This window comes from Brevundimonas sp., from assembly GCF_046293315.1.
GTDB lineage: Bacteria > Pseudomonadota > Alphaproteobacteria > Caulobacterales > Caulobacteraceae > Brevundimonas.
On record NZ_JBKBPF010000002.1, the window covers coordinates 178,656 to 196,543 of the forward strand.

A 17,888-nucleotide genomic window follows, 5' to 3' on the forward strand; every position below is an offset into this window, starting at 1 on the left:
CAAGCGACGGCTACTGGTCGCTGACGACGTCTGCTGCTTCGGGATGACGGCGGAACCAGGCGACCGCATAGGCGCAGCGGGGAATCAGGCTCAGGCCCTCGTCGCGCGCGTGATCCGCCAGGCATTTCATGAAGTCGCCCGCCGCTCCCGATCCTCGCAGTTGCGGATCAGCCTCGACGTGAAGAATGACACGGCTGTCGCCGTGTTTGGCGTAGTCGGCCCATACGCGGCGCAGGTCGCCGTCGGTGTCCGTGAACCCCTGTTCAAACCGGTTTTCGGCGGCGACATCACGGAAATCGGTCATGGAAGGCTCCTCATCAGGTTATAGTCAAAAACCGTGGCGGGAGCGACGACGTTCCAGACCACATCTGACGATCGCGTGTGAAGGGGCTGATGATGGGCATGAACGTGGCGAAGGGCGTCCTCATGGGCGCCGTCATTCTGACGCTGTCGGCCTGTGGCCGCGAAGAGCCGGCGGTGTCTGGACCTGAGGGCGGCGAACCCGCCGATGCACCTGAAAGCGCCAGGGCTGCGGCCGGCGACCGCCCGGTGTTGCGCGAGGGGCTCTGGGTCATGGCCAGCGACACCGACGGCATGCGGTCGGCGATGCGGATGTGTGTGGACGCCGAGGTGCAGGCGCGCATGAGCGTGCTGGGCAGCCAGATGTCGGGCGGCGCCTGCGAGGAATCCTCGGTGACGCCGCGCCCCGACGGCGGCTGGACCGTGCGGTCGGTCTGCGACATGGGGTCGGGTGGACGCGTGGTCAGCGAAGGCGTCACCACCGGCGACCTGAACAGCGCCTATCGCACCGAGATGACCTCCACCACCACGGGCGCGGCGGTGCCGCACATGAACCGAACCGTGGCCCAGCTGGTCGAAGGTGAGCACCAGGGTGCCTGTCCCGAGGGCATGGCGCCGGGAGACCTGGAGGCCCCCGGCGGCATTCGCTTCAACATGCTGGAGATGGCCGAAATGGCCGGCCAGGCGGGCGCCCCGTAGCCTCAGGGTGTGCGGCCCTGGACCACGCCGATCAGGCCCAGCACGCTCTTCACCGTGAACCAGATGAACAACACCAGCATCGCGACCGCCGCCGCGATGACAAACGGTATGCCGATCAGGATCAGCGACAGCGGCACCGCCACGATCAGCACGATGGACAGCAGGATGAACCAGATGATCACGGACCAGAACAGGCGGATCTGATTGTCGAAATGGGCGCGGACCCAGCCTGTCGACGACCCGCGCATGGCGTAGGCCACGACCACACCGACCACCGCCAGCAGATTGGCGCTGGGAATGGCCAGCAGATAAAGCAGCCAGACGACGCCGGCGGCGGCGCGGCCTTCTTCAGGGTCGCCTGATGCGTAGCGGGGCTCGGGGGCGGCGTCGGCCATCAGATGTCTCCTAGAATAGCCATGTCCGGGGGTTGGATATGGGTTGGGCGTTCTTCAGCCGCCACAGGCCCGCCGCGCCACGCGCGATGGTCCATACCGCCAGCAGGAACAGCACGAAGATACCCAGGTTGACCACAATCAGGATCAGCCCCACCAGCGCCGCGATGGCCGCGGTCCACAGGGTGCGCTGCTGATAGACATAGTGGCTGAGCAGGAACGGCGACGCGTTCACCGTGCGCCCTGTCACGGCCAGCAGGCCCAGGACGGCGGAAAAGCCGAGAGTCGGCACCGCGAACAGGATCAGGGCGTAGATGGTCAGGGCCCAGGTCAGCCGATCCTTCGGCTCCTCGTCCAGCGCCCGGCGGCGCTCGGCGCGCGACACAAAGGCCGGGGCGGGCTCCAGCGCAGGTTGGGGCGTCGGCGCGGCCGGTTCGGGCTCGGCCACCGCTCGTTCGGGGACATGTTCGGGCTCCGACGCGAGTATGGGCTCAGGCTCGCGCTCCACGGGCCTGCCGGCCACCGACTGGGGCGAGCAGAAACCGACCTGATCGTCGAAATCGTCCTCGGGTGTCCTGGGGTCGCCCGGTTCGGCCATGGTGCTCCTCGATACGCCTTCGCGCGCTTGTCCAGACAATGGCGGCGCCCGCCGCCCGTGACAACCGGGTTACCGGCGCCAGACCACTTCACAGCCGGGAGCGATGGCAGCGGCCAGGGCGCCGGGCTTCTCCACGCGCACCCGCGCGGCCCGCACCCGCGGGTTCCCCAGACACGCAAGGGCCAGCCTGTCGGCGAAAGTTTCCACCAGACCCACGTGGCCCGCCATGACGATGGCACGTGCAGATTCGGCCACCGTCTCGTAGTTCACGGTGTCGTCCAGTCCGTCGACCTCAACCGGGCCCAACTCCAGCTCCACATCGATCATCAGGGTTTGCAAACGCCCCTGCTCGTGGTCATGCACGCCGATACCGGCCTGCACTTCCAGCCCGCGCACGAACACGGTCAGGGCTTCGCGACGGGGCTCGGGCGCTTGGAAGGGCAAAGGGCTGGGGGCCAGGGACAAGACGGCTACTCCACGATGTCGGGGGTCAGCCAGGCCAGATGCTGGCCGCCGTCCACGGCGATCATCTGGCCCGTGACCAGGGATGCGTCAACGAGATAGAGCACAGCCCGCGCCACCTCGGCCGGATCCCCGGCGCGCTGAAGCAGGGTGTTCTCCGCCTCCGCCGCGAATTCCTCGGGCGTCTGGTGGATCGAGGGCAGGGTCGGGCCGGGTCCGACCCCATTGACGCGAATGCGCGGCGCCAAGGCCTGGGCGAGGGTGCGGGTCGCCCACCACAGGCCGGCGCGCGACAGGCTGTAGGAGAAGAAGCGCGGATCCGGCTTCTGCACCCGCTGGTCCAGCAGGTTGACGATGCACGTCCCGTCCGGGGCCCGGGCGGCGAATTCCTCCGCCAGCACGATGGGCGCGCGCAGATTGATTTCGATATGCCGGTCCCAGCTGTCGCGGCTCAGCCCGCCCACCCGGTCGTCCTCGAACACCGAGGCGTTGTTGACCAGCACGGTCAGGGGGCCGAGCCCGGCGGCGGCGTCGGGGACGAGCCGGCGCGCGGCGGCCTCGTCTGTCAGATCGGCCTGAAGCGCGACCGCACGACGGCCCAGCGCCTCGATCTCGCGCACCGTGTCGGCGGCGTCAGCCTCGGAGTTGTTGTGGTGGACGGCGACGTCGAACCCGGCCCGCGCCAGCTCAAGCGCTATGGCCCGGCCGATACGGCGCGCCGCGCCGGTGACCAGCGCCGCGCCGCGCGGGGCGCCCGTGTCAGTCAATCCGGCCGAACTCGAACCAGTTGAAGGCGGCGAGGACAACGGCGAGACCCACAATGGCGGCGACGACGACCATGGAAAAACTCCTCAAGAATTCCGGCTTCATCTATAGGGCGGCGGGCGATGGTTCAAGCGCCGCCGATGGCCTATGAGGCGAGCATGACCACTTGGCGCCGTCACATCGAACCCTTCACCCGGCCGTTGTTCTTCGCCTTCTCGCGGCTGACGCGCGGCATGACCCTGGGCGTGCGGGTGGTGGCGCGGGATCGAGCGGGGCGGATCATGCTGGTCCGGCACACCTATCTGGACGGTTGGGGGCTGCCGGGCGGCGGGGTGGACCGGGGCGAAACGGTTCAGGACGCGGCGGTGCGCGAACTGCGCGAGGAGACCGGGCTTATCGCTTCGGGGGCTCCGCGCCTGCTGTCGGTGCATTCCAACCACCGCTTCTTTCCCAACGACCATGTGGTGGTGTTCGCGGTGGACGCGTTCGAGGTCGGCGAGCGGACCTCCCACGGGGAAATCTCGGACGCGGACTGGTTCGCGCCCGACGCCCTGCCGGAGGACGTGACGGCGGCCACGCAGCGGCGGCTGGATGAAATCTTCACGGGCGCCCCGCCCGATCCGTTGTGGTAGAAGCCCGGACATGAACCCCACCGTCATCGCGATCCTGGCCGTCATCATCGGCGGCGCCCTGACCGCCCTGCAGGGCCCCACCAACGCCCGGTTGTCCGCCGCCGTCGCCTCGCCGGTCAATGCGGCCCTGATCTCGTTCGCCATCGGGACGGTAGCCCTGATGATGCTGGCCGCGGTGCTGCAGACCAGGCCCGACATGGCCGCCACCCGCGCCCTGCCCCCCGCGGCCTGGCTCGGCGGGCTCTATGGCGCGGTGTTCGTGGTCGCCTCGGCCTATGCGGTGCCGCGGCTGGGCGTGGCGACCACCATCGTCCTGATGGTGGCGGGGCAGATGATGCTGAGCCTGATCCTGGACCATTTCGGCTTCATGGGGGTGCCGAAGCAGCCCGTCACCCTGACCCGTCTTGCGGGGGTGGCCATGCTGGTCGGCGGCGTTCTGCTGGTCCGCAGGGGCTGAGCCATGATCCTTCTCCCGATGGGAGAAGGGGGAACCCGCGCACCGGAGCGCTTCAGCGCGCAGGTTCTGACGCGGGGGATGAGGGTCGTGTTTCGCCGGGAACCGCCCCCCCCCCCCGGGGGGCGCCCTGGGTTGGTTTCCAGCGACCGGCCCCTCCACCACTTCGTGGTCCCCCTCCCCTGCGACGCAGGGGAGGAGAAACGGATGCTGACGCATCCGTGCGCGCAACCCTCTCCCATTGGGAGAGGGATAATCCCATATTGGCCCCGTGACCGAATCCCCTCCCATCGAGACGCCGCCGGAGACCTCGCTGGCCGCAGCCGAGCTGATCCGCGACGAGGCGCGGCGCGCGCCGGACAAGCCGGGCGTCTATCGCATGTACGGCGAGGACGGGACGTGCCTGTACGTGGGCAAGGCGCGGTCCCTGAAGAAGCGCGTGATGCAGTATGCGCAGGGGCGCTTCCACACCCAGCGCATCGCCCTGATGGTGTCCCTGACCCGGTCCATGGAGATGGTGGTCACGGCCTCGGAGACCGAGGCCCTGCTGCTGGAATCCAACTTCATCAAGAAGCTGAAGCCCCGCTTCAACGTGGTGCTGCGCGACGACAAGTCGTTCGCCGAACTGATGATCCGCCGCGACCACCGCGCACCCCAAGTCCGCAAGCACCGGGGCGCCCACACCGTACCCGGCGACTATTTCGGGCCGTTCGCCTCCACCTGGGCGGTGAACCGCACCCTGAACACCCTGCAGAAGGCCTTTCTTCTCCGATCCTGCTCCGACAGCGTTTACGAGAGCCGCACCCGCCCCTGCATGCTGCACCAGATCAAGCGCTGTTCGGCGCCCTGCACCGGCCTGATCAGTCTTGAGGACTATGGCGAGCTGGTCGCCTCGGCCGAGCAGTTCCTGCGGGGCAAGTCGCGCGAGGTGATCGGTCGGCTGTCGAGCGAGATGCAGGCGGCTTCCGACGATCTGGACTTCGAGCGCGCGGCGCGGGTGCGGGACCGCATCCGGGCCCTGTCGGCCATCACCATGGAGCAGTCCATCAACGCCGAGACCGTGGAGGAGGCCGACGTCTTCGCCCTGTTCTCCGACGGCGGCCAGGCGTGCATCCAGGCCTTCTTCTTCCGGGCGGGCCAGAACTGGGGCGGGCGGGCCTATTTCCCGCGCATCGACCGCAGCGACAGCGACCCGGAGATCCTCGGCGCGTTCCTGGGCCAGTTCTATGAGGACAAGCCGGTGCCTCGCCTGATCCTGACCAACGTCTCCCCGCACGAGATCGAGCTGCTGGCCGAGGCCTTCTCCATGAAGGCCGAGCGCCGGGTCGAGATCGCCATCCCTCGCCGGGGCGAGAAGGCTGATCTGGTCGGCCACGCCCTGACCAACGCCCGCGAGGCGCTGGGCCGCAAGCTGGCCGAGAACTCGGCCCAGACGAAGATCCTTGATGACGTCTGCGAGGCGTTCGGGCTGGAGGCCCGGCCCGAGCGGATCGAGGTCTATGACAACGCCCACATCCAGGGCTCGAACCCGGTGGGCGGCATGATCGTGGCCGGGTCCGAGGGCTTCCGGAAGAACCAGTACCGCAAGTTCAACATCCGCGACGAGGAGCTGAGCCCCGGCGACGACTACGGCATGATGCGCGAGGTGATGCGCCGACGCTTCGGGCGGCTGGTCAAGGAAGAGGAAGCCGGCGAGCCGGTGGAGCGGCCCGATCTGCTTCTGATCGACGGCGGCGCGGGACAACTGGCCGAGGTCATGGCCGTGCTGGCCGATCTGGGCGTCGACGACATTCCCGTGGTCGGCGTGGCCAAGGGGCCGGACCGGGACGCGGGCATGGAGAAGTTCTTCATGCCCGGCAAGGCGCCCTTCATGCTGCCGCTGAAGTCCCCGGCCCTCTACTATCTGCAACGGCTGCGCGACGAGGCCCACCGCTTCGCCAACGGGGCCCACGCCAGGCGCCGGTCCATGGACATCAAGCGCAATCCGCTGGACGAGATCGAGGGCGTGGGCCCGGGGCGCAAGAAGGCGTTGCTGCACGCCTTCGGTTCGGCGCGCGGCGTCTCACGGGCCTCGGTGACCGATCTGGAAAAGGTGGACGGCGTCAGCCGCGCCTTGGCGGAGCGTATTCACGCCAACTTCCGAAAAGCATAGAAGAGGCCCATGACCGACGAATCCGATCCCCTCCTTTCCGGCTATCGACGCTTCCGCGCCAACACCTGGCCAGAAAAGCGGGCCCGCTTCGAGGAACTGGCCTCCAAGGGCCAGACCCCGCAAACGCTGGTGGTGGCCTGTTCCGACAGCCGGGCTGACCCCGGCTCCATCTTCGACACCGCGCCGGGCGAACTCTTTGTTGTCCGCAACGTGGCCAACATCGTTCCGCCCTATGAGCCCGACGGCAAGCTGCACGGGGTCTCGGCCGCGCTGGAATTCGGCGTTCGCGTGCTGAAGGTCAGGCGGATCGTGGTCATGGGGCATGCCCTGTGCGGCGGCGTCTGGGCCATGATCCATGGCGCGCCGGAAGGCTGCGAGGACTTTGTCCGCCCCTGGGTCGCCCAGGCCGAGCCCATCGTGAAACGGGCGATCGAGGGCGTCGAGGAGGACGGTCGTCAGACGGTGGGCGAACACGCCGTGGTGCGTCTCTCCATCGACAATCTTCGCACCTTCCCTTGGATCGCCGAGCGGGAGGCGTCGGGGGATCTGGAACTGGTCGGCCTGCACTTCGGCATCGCCAATGGCGTGCTGTGGCGCATGCAGAAAAATGGCGTGTTCGACGCCCTGGAACCGGAGGCTTGACCCAGCGCCTTCCGCTCTCGGCCTTCGTCATCTGCCTGAACGAGGCCGGGACCATCGAGGCGTGCATCCGCTCGCTGGACCAGTGCGCGGAGATCGTCATCGTCGACTCCGGCTCCACCGACTCCACAGCTGAGGTGATCGAACGACTGACGCGGGAAGGCTTTCCCATCCGTTTCATGCATCAGGACTGGCTGGGCTTCGCCCGTCAGAAGCAGTTCGCCCTGGAGCAGGCGACCCAGCACTGGCTGCTCAGCATCGACGCCGACGAACGGCTGGACCAGGACCTGCGCGGCGCCCTGCCCGGCCTGCTGGCCGCCCCGGACGAGGTGGTCGGCTGGCGCCTGCGGCGGCGGCCCTGGCTGATGGGCTACGGCTATACGCCCAAGGGCGTGGGCGACGGGGCCAATCTGCGGCTGTTCCGGCGGGGCAAGGCCGTATTCGACATCAAGAAGACCGTGCACGAAGGCCTGATACCGGACGGGACCGTGCGCGTTGCGGAGCAAGGCGCCCTGCTGCACTACCGCCCGCTTACGGTGGGAGACGTCGTCGTCAAGGAAGAGCGCTACGCCACCCTCAAGGCCGGCATGCGCGCGGCCGGAAAAAAGCGGTTCACACCCTGGCGCATGCTGCTGAACCCGCCGGTCTATTTCCTGCGCGTGATGTACGGGCGAAAGCTGTATCGTGCGGGCTGGGCCGGTGTAATCTTCGCCATGCAGGCGGCCATCTATTCCTTCCTGACTGAAGCCAAGACCTGGGAGCATGACGCGATGACACGCCATCCTTCCGTCGATCGCGACCCGGACGTGGGCTCGCGCGTTCAGGAACCCTGACCATGCTCCAGAGAACCCCGATGACCTCCCCGCTGCGCAACATCCCCAACATCCTGACCGGCGCCCGACTGGCGGCGGGGGTGGTCATGTTCCTGATTCTGGCGGGGGCCACTGCGACGCCGATCCTGTCCGCCTATCTGAGCCCGGATGACCAGTTCGCCCTGTATCGCGCAGCCTTCTTCATTTTCGTGATCGCCGCCTCCACCGACTGGGTGGACGGTTTCCTGGCGCGGCGCTGGAAGGTGGAGAGCCGCTGGGGCGCTATTCTGGACCCGATCGCGGACAAGATCCTGGTGACCGGGGCCATTCTGGGGCTGCTGACGTCGGGCTCCCTGACCCAGATCGCTATCCCCTGCGGCCTGATCCTGTTCCGCGAATTCGCGGTCTCGGCCCTGCGCGAGACCTTGGCGGGCGAGGTCAAGCTGCCGGTCACGACCCTGGCGAAGTGGAAGACGACATTGCAACTTGTGGCGCTCGGCCTGCAACTTCTGGCCCTTAACTGGGGCGTGTTCGGCTGGGATCTGCAACTGTTGCCCAACTTCCAGACCTTCGCCGACGTGCTGCTCTGGGTCGCTGCTGGCGTCACCGTCTGGACCGGCTGGCAGTACTTCCGCGAGGCCGGCAAGCAGATGCGCTGAGGGTCTAGTCCACCCCCAGCTCCGACAGCAGGTGATCCATGCCGTAGATGTCGCGCAGGGCCTCGGTCACGGCCTGGGTCGTGACGATGACGCTGCGGTTGACGTTGATGTCATATCCATAGGCGTTGCGCTGCGTCAGGACGGTGGAGTCGAAATTGGCCCCAATGATCTCGCCCCGCGCATTGATGGCGGGCGAGCCTGACGAGCCGCCGATGGTGTCGGTGGAGACTGACATGTTCATCACCGCCTCCATGTTGATGCGGTCGCGCGCGGCGGCGATGCGTGGGGTGATGACGAAGGGATCGGCGCCGGTGGCTCGGTCGAACAGGCCTGCGAAGGTGGTCAGGGGCTCCACCGTCCGGCCGTCATAGGTCCAGCCCTCCACCTTGCCGTAGCTGAGGCGAAGGGTGCCCGTGGCGTCCGGATAGATGGCGTCGCCGTAGACGGCGAAGCGCGCGGCGGCCAGCGCCTCGGACGCGCGGGCGGTCGGGGCCTCGACCTCGGCCTCCCATTGCTCACGCACCGGGCGGTTGATGGGCTGCATGGCCAGGGTGAAACGGATCAGCGGATCGTCGCTGGCCTCGATGGCCTCAAGCCCGCCCTCCCACAGGGCGCGGCGCACGGTCGGGTCACCCAGGGTGGAACCTGCGGCCAGCCGCTCGGCCATGCCTTCGGGGGATTCATCCCCCAGCAGGGCGCGCACCCTCGGGTCATCGACGGTCAGGATTTCGCGGGTCTTGGACAGCCACCAGCTCAGTTGAAGCTCGTCCAGCTCTGGATAGACCGGCAGGTCCGCAAACAGGCGCTGCTGCGCCAGCGGCAGGCGACTGTCGGCGAATTCGGGCAGGCGCTCGCCGGAGGGTTTATCGCGCTCCTGCGCGGCGCGGACGAGGGTCTGGGCAAAGCCGAACAGACGTGAACCGCCGCCGGCGCGGGCCTCGAGGAAGCTGTAGGCCGGATAGAGCCGCGCCTGCACCGGCTGGATCTCCGCCAGTATTGACCACGGATCGCCCGCCTCGGCCGCCAGCGCCGGATCGGCGGCGACGCGGGCGCGGAACTCTTCTTCCGCTTCCTGTCGGCGTCCCATGAAGTCGCCGTCGATGAGGGCGCGCATGCGGCCCATGCCGCGCTTGTAGGTGTTCTCCGTCCCCGACAGGGCGGAGGACGCGATGAAGCGGTTTTCGTCGCTTTCCTCCGAGAACCGGATCAGGCGCCCACGAAGCTCCGAGGAGGTGAGCTGATCCATGGGCAGGACCACGTCGCGCACGGTGACCAGCTGGTCCTGGGTCAGCAAGCGCTGGGTCGCGCCGGGCGTGCCGGAGACGAACACCGCCTCGCCCGGCGTCGGCGCATTGGCGTTCCAGGTGAAGTGGGTTTCCGTCACCACCGGCCGATCATTCTCGTAAAGGCGCAGGAAGGCTGCATCGAGGGCGAAGCGGGGGAAGCTGAAATTGTCCAGGTCGCCGCCGAAGGACGACGCCCGCTCTTCCGGCGCGAAGGCCAGGCGGACGTCGGGGTATTTGCGGAACGTGTAAAGCTTGAACTGACCGCCGCGATACAGGCTGACCACCTGGCAGCGCAGGTCGTCACGACCCTCGCAGGCCTCGCTCTCGATGGCGCCCGATTCGGCGTCGCGGGCGCGGGTGAAGGCTGAGCCGTCCAGCCCCTGCCCCGCCGCGTGCATGCGCTCCGTCACGTCGGCGATATCGATCAGCACCTCGGCCTGCATGCCGGGACAGCGACGCTCCTCTTCACGGCTGGCGGGCGTGAAGCCGGTTTCGGCGTACTGGATCTCGGGCGTGGAGATGTTCTGGACGCAGGACGAGACGCAGTGGTTGTTGGTCATCACCAGCCCCTCGCCGGAAACGATGCCCGCCGAACAGCCGGTGGTCAGGCGCACCGACGACAGACGCGCATGGTCCAGCCACGACTGGTCAATGTCGGTCCCCAGCGCCGTGTTGGCCCGCTCGATCGGGAAGTTGTCGTAGGTCCACATGCCCTCCTCGGCCGAAACCGGGGACGCGGCGGCCAGGGCGAGGACGGCGGCGGAGGCGGTGAGGAACAGACGCATGGCGATCTCCATCAGGCAGGGCCCCTCTCCCGACGGGAGAGGGCTGCGCGCAGCGGGATGCGAAGCAGACCGCTTCTTGAGCGCGCAGGGTGAGGGTCGGGCGAGTCCTTGCGGAACCACCGACCCTCATCCCCCGCGCAAAGGACCTCCGCGCTGCGCGCTCCGGTGCGCGGGTCCCTCTTCTCCCACCGGGAGAAGGTCGGGTTGTTACTCCACGCCCAGCTCTTCCAGCAGGTGCTGCAGACGATAGACGTTGCGCAGGGCTTCGGTCACGGCCGCGGTGGAGACCGACACGGTGCGGTTCAGCTCTCCGTCATAGCCGAACGCGCCGCCCAGCGAATGGATGTTGCCGTCGAAGGCCGTGCCGATCACCTCGCCCCGGGCGTTGATGACGGGCGAGCCCGAGTTGCCGCCGATGATGTCGTTGGTGGAGACGAAGTCATAGACCGTCTCGCGGTTCACCCGTCCCTCGGCCTCGGCCCAGCGGGGCGCCAGATCGTAGGGCTCGGCGCCGGTGGCCCGCTCGTACAGACCGCCGATGTAGGTCATCGGGGGCACGTCCACGCCGCGATAGCTCCAGCCCTCGACCGCGCCGTAGCTCAGGCGGAGGCTGAAGGTGGCGTCGGGATACTGGCTGTCGCCATAGACGGCGAAGCGGGCCTGGGCGATGCGTTCGGCCGCCTGACCGGTGGGCGCCGACACACGTTGCTCCCACAGGGAGCGGGGCTCCCGGCCCAGGCCCTCTGCCCGCAATGCGAACTGGATCATCGGATCGGTCGACGCTTCCACGGCCTCCAGCCCCCCGTCAAACAGGGCGGTGCGTACGGCGGGGTCGGTCAGGGTCGTGCCGGTGGCCAGCCGCTGGGCCAGACCCTCAGGGCTTTCGTTGCCCAGCAGGGTCTGGACCGCCGCATTGTCGGTGGTCAGATACTCGCGGGTCTTGGACAGCCAGAAGCCCAGCAGCAGCTGCTCCAGTTCGGGCGACACCGGCGTCTCGTCCGCCAGACGGCGGCGCAGGTTGGTGAGGCCGGTTTCCGAAGCGTACTCCGGCAGACGCTGGCCCGCGGGCTTCGCACCTTCCCGTGCCGCGCGGACGATTGCGCGGGCGTAGCTGTAGAGAGTCGATCCGCCGCCCGCCGCTGATTCCAGCTGGCGATACGGCAGATACAGTTCCTCTGCTGCCGACTGGACCGTCTCCAGCTCGGTCCACGGATCGCCGATGCGTTCGACCAGGGCGGGGTCGGCGGCCACGGCGGCGCGCAGCGTGGCTTCCTGCTCGCGCTTGGTTCCCATGAAGTCGCCGTCGTTCAGCGCCAGTTGCTGGCCATAGAAAGCCTTGAAGCTGTTCTCCACGCCAAACAGGGTATCCAGAGCCACGCGCTCCTGCTCCTCCCCGCGCTCGCCGAAGGCGATCAGGCGGCCGCGCAGTTCAGAGCGCTGCAGCTGACTGATGGGGATTTGCTGGTCACGCAGGTTCTCCAATTGGGCCACGGTCAGCAGACGCGAGGTCGAGCCGGGATTGCCCGCAACAAACACCGGCTCGCCTTCGGTCGGCGGCGCGGGATTCCAGGTCAGATGGTTCGGTGTCTCGACGACCTGGCCGTTCTCGTAAAGGCGCAGGAAGGCCGCATCCAGGGCGTACCGGGGATAGTTGAAATTGTCCGGGTCACCACCGAAGAAGGCCGCCTGGAACTCCGGCGCGAAGGCCAGGCGAACGTCGGAATAGTTGCGGTACTCGTAGAGAGCGTAGCGGCCGCCCCGATAGAAGCTGATGACCTGGCAGGATCGGGTGTCGTCGTCGCCGCACGCTTCTTCCTGAATGGCGCGGGTGACGTCGTTGCGGGCCTGGACGAAGGCCGCGCCCTCGAGGCCCTCTCCGGCCGTCAGCACCTGATCGGTCACGTCGGTGATGTCGGTCAGGATCTGGGCTTCAACGCCGGGGCACTGACGCTCCTGCCCGCGGGTGGCGGGCATCCAGCCGTTCTGGACGTAGTCGTTCTCGGCGTCCGACAGGTCCTGGACGCAGGACACCACGCAGTGATGGTTCGTCAGCACCAGCCCCTGACCCGACACTACCGAGGCGGAGCAGCCGCTGGACAGGCGGACGGCCGCGCCGCGCACGCTGTCCAGCCACGCCTGATCGATATTGGTGCCGTAGGTCTCGTTCACCGTGGCGGTGGGGAAATTGTCGAACGTCCACATGCCTTCGTCGGCCTTTGCGGCGGACGAAGCGAAGGCGGCCAAGGCCAGGGCGACGGCCGAAACGGTGAGGCGAAGCGACATTGTTGAAGGCTCCCTGAGCGCACCGATCAATTGGGGCGCTTGTTGGCGCACTGACTAGCAAGGCGAGGCACAGCGCGCCAGCACTCAGCCCCGCCGCCTTTGATGGGAAAGGGAAAATCGCTCACCTTTCCGACCCTTACCCCGATTTAACTTGGCCGGACGAACGCTGACCTTCAGACAAGGAGACAACGAAGGGGGTTCGATGTCACTCGCGCTTGCAACGCTGCTCTACGAATGGCGCCGCTACATGGCCGCGGTCATGGCGTTGGCCCTGTCCGGCCTGCTGGTGCTGGCCATGACCGGTGTGTTCATCGGCATCGGCAAGGGCTTCACCGCGGCCATCGAACGCTCCCGCGCGGACGTCATCATCATGCAGCCGGGCGCGACCCAGCTGTTCGGGGGCTCCATGGGTGTGCCCCGGCGGTTCATTCCGCTGGCCTACAATCATCCCGAGGTGGTCGAGGTCCGGGCCCTGGAGGTCAACGGCGGCAGCTTCCAGAACGTGCGGGACGTGGACCCGACCATGAGCCAGGCCGAGCGCGCCCGGCAGGGCGCCTCGAGATCGCGGCAGGTGATGGTCAATGTGATCGACACCCAGCCGGGTTCGGTCACCATCCCGACCGACTATTCCGACGAACTGGTCGCGGCGCTGCGACAGCCATACACCATAGCCGTGGACGAAACGGCCCTCGGTACGCTGGGTGTGCAACTGGGCGATCGCGCCATCTACGCCGGCCAGACGGTGACGGTCGTCGGCGTGCTGCGGGGCTATCCGAACATGATGCAACCGACCATCGTCATGTCCCGCGACTCCCTGCGCATGCTCGGCCAGTCCTGGGGCAACACCATGGGCGGCCCGCTGATGATCAAGCTGCGCGACCCGGCGCTGGCGCCGATCGTAGCGGCCCAGTTGAACGAAACCGGCAACGGCCGCTGGCGCGCCTGGACGCGTCAGGAGTTGGCCGAGGCCAACGCCAGGGGCATGTTCGAGGAAGGCATCCTGGTCATCATCATCGGCGGCTGCGTGGTGCTGGGGACAATCATCGGCGTGGCTATCACTTGGCAGACCCTGCGCGGCGCCATCATGGCCAACATCAAGGAATTCGCCTCCTTGCGCGCTCTCGGCGTCAGCATGGGGTCGTTGCGGCGGATCGTGCTTGAGCTCAGCTTCTGGGTCGGGCTGGTGGGCGTGGCCGCCGCGATCCTCCTGACCTGGCTGCTGTCGCTGCTGGCCCGTATGGGCGCGGTGATCATAGCCCTGCCCATCTCGCTGCTGGTCGTGGTCGGCCTGGGACTCATCGTCATCGCCATGGGCTCCGGCCTGCTGTCGCTGGGCATCCTCAAGAAGAGCCAACCGGCGGATCTGCTGCGATGAACAAGCATACCAAAGTTCACGGCGTGCACGGTGATTACGCCATCGAGGCGAAGGGTCTGGTCAAACGCTTCAAGTCTGGCCGGACTTTTGTAGAAGTCCTGAAGGGCGTCGATTTCGACGCGCGGCACGGCGATCTGACCATGGTCATGGGGCCTTCAGGCTCGGGCAAGTCGACGCTGATCGCAGCGCTGTCAGGCCTGTTGAAGCCGGAGGAAGGGCGCGTGGACGCCCTTGACGTGGATGACCTGTGGAAGCTGTCTTCAGGCCGCATCGACCGGTTCCGACTGGAAAATTGCGGCTTCATCTTTCAGGGCTTCAATCTGTTTCCCGCCCTCAGCGCCCTGCAGCAGGTCACCACCGTGCTGAAATATCAGGGCCTGTCCAAGGGCGAGGCGCGCCGCCAGGCGACCGCGACTCTGGAGGAAGTGGGCCTTGGCCCTCGCCTGCATCAGAAGCCCTCGGCCCTTTCCGGCGGCGAGAAGCAGCGGGTGGCCATCGCCCGGGCCCTGGCCAAGAATCCCAAAATTCTGTTCGCGGACGAGCCGACCTCGGCGCTGGACGGCGAGAACGGGCAGGTGGTGATCCGTCTCTTGCGTCGGGCAGCCACCGAGCACGGCGCTGCGGTCATCTGCGTGACCCATGACCCCCGACTTGAGGCCTGGGCCGACCGGGTCATCCACATCGAAGACGGCCGTATCCTCGACGATCAGCGACGGACACCCGACGCGAATGCCGTCCTGACTTCGGCCCACTAAGGACCAGAAAAGAGCAGCCCATGTCCATTCCCGGTTTCCTCAAGAAGAAGCGCACCTGGATCGCTCTCGTGGTGGTGATCCTCCTGATCTTCGGCTTCATGTTCATGCGAGCTCAGGGGCAACAACGCCAGGCCGCCATGGAGGCGGCGGTGGCCCGGGCGCCGGAGAGCCCCTACGCTGCCGTCGCCAACGGCAAGGCGGATGTTGAAGGCGGTGTTATCCAGGTGGCCGCCCGGCGCGGCGGCGTGGTCCGCGAGGTTTATGTCAACGAGGGTGACGAGGTGACCGCCGGCCAGATCCTCGCCCGTCAGGAAGACGACGAGCCTCGCCTGGCCGTGCAGCGCGCCAGCGCCGAAGTGGCCCAGGCCCGGTCTCAGCTGGCCGCCATCGAAGTGGACCTCAACACCGCCCGGCGCGAGTTCGAACGCATGAACCGCCTGGCAGACAGCAATTTCATCGCCGCCCAGCGGCTGGATCAGGCCCGCGACGCCATCGCCATGGCGGAGGCTCGCCTGACCAGCCAGCGCGCTTCGGTCCAGACCGCCCAGGCGCGGCTCAACGAGGCTCAATACAACATGGAGCTGACCGCGATCCGCGCCCCCATGGCCGGGCGCATCGCCCGCCGCTACGCCCAGCCGGGCGCGGGCGCCTCAACCCTGAACGTCTCCAACATGTTTGATCTGGAGCCAGATACCGCCCGGATCGTCAGGGCCGAGATTGTCGAGGCCGACATCCCGAACATTACAATCGGCCAGGACGTAGAGATCACGCCCGAGGGCGACGCCACCCAGGTCTATGTGGGTCGGGTTCTGCGCCGTGCCGGCCTGTTCGGCGCTCGTCGCCTGCAGTCGGACGACCCGTCCCAGCGCGCCGACGAGCGTGTCGTGGAGGTCGTGGTCTCGGCCGACGACGCGCCGTTCCTGATCGGTCAACGGGTGCTGGTGAAGTTCATGAAGCCGGGCGAGACCGCGGGCGCCGAGCGCGAAGTCAGCGTCGGCGTCGGGCCGGATCAGGCCATGCGCACGCCGTAACGATACTTCAGCGGCCGGTGAAATCCGCCGGCCGCTTGTCCAGCACCGCCGACACCCCTTCGATGTGGTCGTCGGTCAGGTGCGCCAGGGCCTGCATGGCCGCCGACATCTCCAGCATCTGATCGAAATTCATGTCCCGCCCTTGCCGCAGAAGGCTCTTGGCCATGCGCAGGGCCTGGGGCGCATGGGCGGCCACCTGTTCCGCGGTCGCCATGGCCTCGTCCATCAGGACGTCGTGGGCGACCACGCGATTGATCAGACCCCATCGCTCGGCGGTCTCCGCATCGATGGACCGGGCGGTGAACAGCATCTCGGCGGCGCGCGCATAGCCGACGTTGCGCGGCAGCAGCCATGACCCGCCGTCGCCGGGAATGATGCCCAGCTTGAGAAACGGAACGCCGAAGCTGGCGCGGTCCGAGGCGATGCGGATGTCGGCCAGTCCGGCGATATCGCAGCCCAGCCCCATGGCCGGGCCGTTCACCGCCGCGATCAACGGGACCTCCAGTCCGAACAGCGACCGCACGATGCGGTGGACCACCCGGCGGTAGCGTTCGCGGATGTCGGCGCCGGACCCCTCGAACAGATCGCGACGGTCCTTCATGGCCTTGAGGTCACCGCCCGCCGAGAACGCCCTGCCCACCCCGGTGAGGACGACGCAGCGCACCGACGGGTCGACGTTGACCGCTTCACAGACGGCGGCGAAGGCGTCGCCGTCGCCCAGATCCGGCAGGGCGTTCAGCCGCTCGGGCCGGCTCAGGGTCATGACCAGCACAGCGCCGCGGCGCTCGGTCGAGATCAGGTCGCTCATGAACCGCCCTCCAGACAGCAAAACCCCGGCCTTTTGAGGGCCGGGGCGCGCCATCGCAAGAGATGACGTGCGGATCAGCGCCAGATGCGGCGCAGCTTCAGCGTATTGGACAGCTTTTCCAGGGGCCGGCGACGAAGCCGGTTGGAAGGAACCGTCCGGGCGTTGAACGCCGTGCCGCCGAGAAGGGCGAACTCCATGACGGCGTTCTGGAGGTTGAAGTGCTTATCGTTCATGTTGGCGTCTCCTTTCGTGAACGATGAAAGAAGACGCGGCGCGCCGGTTGGGGATTTCACCCTCTTGGTCGTGTCGCGTCGGAACCAATGTCGGACGTCAACACCCCGAATTCAAGTCGCCCGCCGTCAGGGCCGCCGCGATCCATACCAACGCCATGCGTCCAGGTCTGTGCGGTGGACGGCGAGACCGGGTTTTGCCTTGGGTGCTTCAGAACCCTGAGTGAAATCAGCGGCTGGTCACGATATTCCGATGCAGAGCGCAGCGCGATCATGTCGGACCTTCAGGACCGCCGAAGTCAGATTACCCCGGCCCTGCTACACCCGAAATCACCGTGAACAGAGTGCGCCCCGATCTGGGGTGATCGGGGCGCGCGGTCTCGCGGGATTATGACTTACGACGGAGTCGGGGCGAAGGCAGCGCACCGTCCTTGCAGTTCTGCGGCCAGTTGCCGCCGACGAACCTCGTCCGAGCGTCGAGCGCTGCGTCGCGCTTCGTCGTGATGTCGGTCACCCTCATCCCGGGCCATCGTTGACCGGCCGTGAGCGCCGGCGCGGAACGCGGCACGCCAGTTGTCAGCATTCTGGTCCAGGCCGGCCGCGAGTCCGGCGCAACGGCCCAATGCAAGGTACTCGGCGTCCGACAGACGTTCCGTTGCCGAAACCGAGCCCACGCCCGCCGCCAATGCAGCGACGAATGAAAGAGTAACGATCTTCATGGCTTTCTCCAGATTTGAGTGCACACGATTTCTATTACTCAATTTTCTACTC

General features: G+C 67.3%; 21 protein-coding genes. 11 read left to right on the forward strand and 10 right to left on the reverse strand.

Translation table 11 applies throughout. From position 1 onward, the window contains the following. Positions 1 to 10 precede the first annotated feature (10 nt). Positions 11 to 304 (reverse strand): GNAT family N-acetyltransferase, encoded by a 294-nt coding sequence (locus ACK4SE_RS02670; RefSeq protein ID WP_409688393.1) that lies wholly within the window; start codon positions 302 to 304, stop codon positions 11 to 13. Positions 305 to 393: 89 nt separating this feature from the next. Here ACK4SE_RS02670 and ACK4SE_RS02675 point away from each other — a divergent pair, with 89 nt between their 5' ends. Next, positions 394 to 999, forward strand: coding sequence for a DUF3617 family protein (locus ACK4SE_RS02675; RefSeq protein WP_409688396.1), 606 nt, complete (start codon positions 394 to 396; stop codon positions 997 to 999). A 2-nt stretch (positions 1,000 to 1,001) separates the two neighbouring features. Here the strand turns inward: ACK4SE_RS02675 and ACK4SE_RS02680 are convergent, their stop codons facing one another. The 4 genes from ACK4SE_RS02680 to ACK4SE_RS02695 all read right to left on the reverse strand — a co-directional run bounded on the left by ACK4SE_RS02680 (position 1,002) and on the right by ACK4SE_RS02695 (position 3,218). Beyond that, a complete protein-coding gene (locus tag ACK4SE_RS02680) occupies positions 1,002 to 1,394 on the reverse strand; it encodes a hypothetical protein (RefSeq protein WP_409688398.1) in 393 nt (130 codons plus the stop codon). A gap of 10 nt (positions 1,395 to 1,404) precedes the next feature. Continuing rightward, positions 1,405 to 1,989, reverse strand: coding sequence for a hypothetical protein (locus ACK4SE_RS02685; RefSeq protein ID WP_409688401.1), 585 nt, complete (start codon positions 1,987 to 1,989; stop codon positions 1,405 to 1,407). A 69-nt stretch (positions 1,990 to 2,058) separates the two neighbouring features. After that, positions 2,059 to 2,454, reverse strand: a complete 396-nt coding sequence (gene folB, locus ACK4SE_RS02690) for a dihydroneopterin aldolase (protein WP_409688404.1) — start codon at positions 2,452 to 2,454, stop codon at positions 2,059 to 2,061. Positions 2,455 to 2,459: 5 nt separating this feature from the next. Next, positions 2,460 to 3,218: an SDR family oxidoreductase gene (locus tag ACK4SE_RS02695; RefSeq protein ID WP_409688407.1), complete on the reverse strand. Its 759-nt coding sequence runs from the start codon at positions 3,216 to 3,218 to the stop codon at positions 2,460 to 2,462. Between the two features lie 156 nt (positions 3,219 to 3,374). Between ACK4SE_RS02695 and ACK4SE_RS02700 the strand changes: the two genes are divergently transcribed. The 6 genes from ACK4SE_RS02700 (at position 3,375) to pgsA (ending at position 8,564) form a co-directional block, all read left to right on the forward strand. After that, complete coding sequence (locus ACK4SE_RS02700) at positions 3,375 to 3,848, forward strand: NUDIX domain-containing protein (protein ID WP_409688410.1); 474 nt, start codon at positions 3,375 to 3,377, stop codon at positions 3,846 to 3,848. A gap of 10 nt (positions 3,849 to 3,858) precedes the next feature. Next, positions 3,859 to 4,305, forward strand: coding sequence for a DMT family transporter (locus ACK4SE_RS02705; RefSeq protein WP_409688413.1), 447 nt, complete (start codon positions 3,859 to 3,861; stop codon positions 4,303 to 4,305). Positions 4,306 to 4,573: 268 nt separating this feature from the next. After that, positions 4,574 to 6,454, forward strand: coding sequence for an excinuclease ABC subunit UvrC (gene uvrC / locus ACK4SE_RS02710; protein ID WP_409688416.1), 1,881 nt, complete (start codon positions 4,574 to 4,576; stop codon positions 6,452 to 6,454). A 9-nt stretch (positions 6,455 to 6,463) separates the two neighbouring features. Further along, a complete protein-coding gene (locus tag ACK4SE_RS02715; protein WP_409688419.1) occupies positions 6,464 to 7,096 on the forward strand; it encodes a carbonic anhydrase in 633 nt (210 codons plus the stop codon). Next, positions 7,093 to 7,926: a glycosyltransferase family 2 protein gene (locus tag ACK4SE_RS02720; protein ID WP_409688422.1), complete on the forward strand. Its 834-nt coding sequence runs from the start codon at positions 7,093 to 7,095 to the stop codon at positions 7,924 to 7,926. Before ACK4SE_RS02715 ends, ACK4SE_RS02720 begins: the two co-directional genes overlap by 4 nt. 2 nt (positions 7,927 to 7,928) lie before the next feature. After that, positions 7,929 to 8,564 carry a CDP-diacylglycerol--glycerol-3-phosphate 3-phosphatidyltransferase gene (gene pgsA / locus ACK4SE_RS02725; protein ID WP_409688425.1) on the forward strand — a complete coding sequence of 212 codons (636 nt, stop codon included), beginning with the start codon at positions 7,929 to 7,931 and terminating at the stop codon, positions 8,562 to 8,564. Between the two features lie 4 nt (positions 8,565 to 8,568). Here pgsA and ACK4SE_RS02730 read toward each other — a convergent pair whose 3' ends face one another. Continuing rightward, entirely contained in the window at positions 8,569 to 10,635 is a 2,067-nt protein-coding gene (locus ACK4SE_RS02730) for a S46 family peptidase (RefSeq protein WP_409688428.1), read from the reverse strand. A 207-nt stretch (positions 10,636 to 10,842) separates the two neighbouring features. Further along, positions 10,843 to 12,918 carry a S46 family peptidase gene (locus tag ACK4SE_RS02735; RefSeq protein ID WP_409688431.1) on the reverse strand — a complete coding sequence of 692 codons (2,076 nt, stop codon included), beginning with the start codon at positions 12,916 to 12,918 and terminating at the stop codon, positions 10,843 to 10,845. 202 nt (positions 12,919 to 13,120) lie between these two features. On the opposite strand from ACK4SE_RS02735, the gene ACK4SE_RS02740 reads away from it, so the two are divergent. Genes ACK4SE_RS02740 through ACK4SE_RS02750 form a run of 3 tightly spaced genes read left to right on the forward strand, consistent with a single transcriptional unit; the run spans position 13,121 to position 16,079 of the window. Then, positions 13,121 to 14,293 carry an ABC transporter permease gene (locus tag ACK4SE_RS02740; protein ID WP_409688434.1) on the forward strand — a complete coding sequence of 391 codons (1,173 nt, stop codon included), beginning with the start codon at positions 13,121 to 13,123 and terminating at the stop codon, positions 14,291 to 14,293. Further along, on the forward strand, positions 14,290 to 15,048 hold the full coding sequence (locus ACK4SE_RS02745; protein ID WP_409688437.1) for an ABC transporter ATP-binding protein: 759 nt from the start codon (positions 14,290 to 14,292) through the stop codon (positions 15,046 to 15,048). Before ACK4SE_RS02740 ends, ACK4SE_RS02745 begins: the two co-directional genes overlap by 4 nt. 26 nt (positions 15,049 to 15,074) lie before the next feature. Continuing rightward, a complete protein-coding gene (locus ACK4SE_RS02750; RefSeq protein WP_409688679.1) occupies positions 15,075 to 16,079 on the forward strand; it encodes an HlyD family secretion protein in 1,005 nt (334 codons plus the stop codon). 7 nt (positions 16,080 to 16,086) lie between these two features. On the opposite strand, the gene ACK4SE_RS02755 is transcribed toward ACK4SE_RS02750, so the two are convergent. Continuing rightward, on the reverse strand, positions 16,087 to 16,887 hold the full coding sequence (locus tag ACK4SE_RS02755) for a crotonase/enoyl-CoA hydratase family protein (RefSeq protein ID WP_409688440.1): 801 nt from the start codon (positions 16,885 to 16,887) through the stop codon (positions 16,087 to 16,089). 74 nt (positions 16,888 to 16,961) lie between these two features. Continuing rightward, positions 16,962 to 17,120 (reverse strand): hypothetical protein, encoded by a 159-nt coding sequence (locus ACK4SE_RS02760; RefSeq protein WP_409688443.1) that lies wholly within the window; start codon positions 17,118 to 17,120, stop codon positions 16,962 to 16,964. An 87-nt stretch (positions 17,121 to 17,207) separates the two neighbouring features. On the opposite strand from ACK4SE_RS02760, the gene ACK4SE_RS02765 reads away from it, so the two are divergent. Beyond that, complete coding sequence (locus tag ACK4SE_RS02765) at positions 17,208 to 17,456, forward strand: DUF1289 domain-containing protein (protein WP_409688446.1); 249 nt, start codon at positions 17,208 to 17,210, stop codon at positions 17,454 to 17,456. 56 nt (positions 17,457 to 17,512) lie between these two features. Here ACK4SE_RS02765 and ACK4SE_RS02770 read toward each other — a convergent pair whose 3' ends face one another. Then, positions 17,513 to 17,836, reverse strand: coding sequence for a hypothetical protein (locus ACK4SE_RS02770; protein WP_409688449.1), 324 nt, complete (start codon positions 17,834 to 17,836; stop codon positions 17,513 to 17,515). Between the last annotated feature and the right edge of the window lie 52 nt (positions 17,837 to 17,888).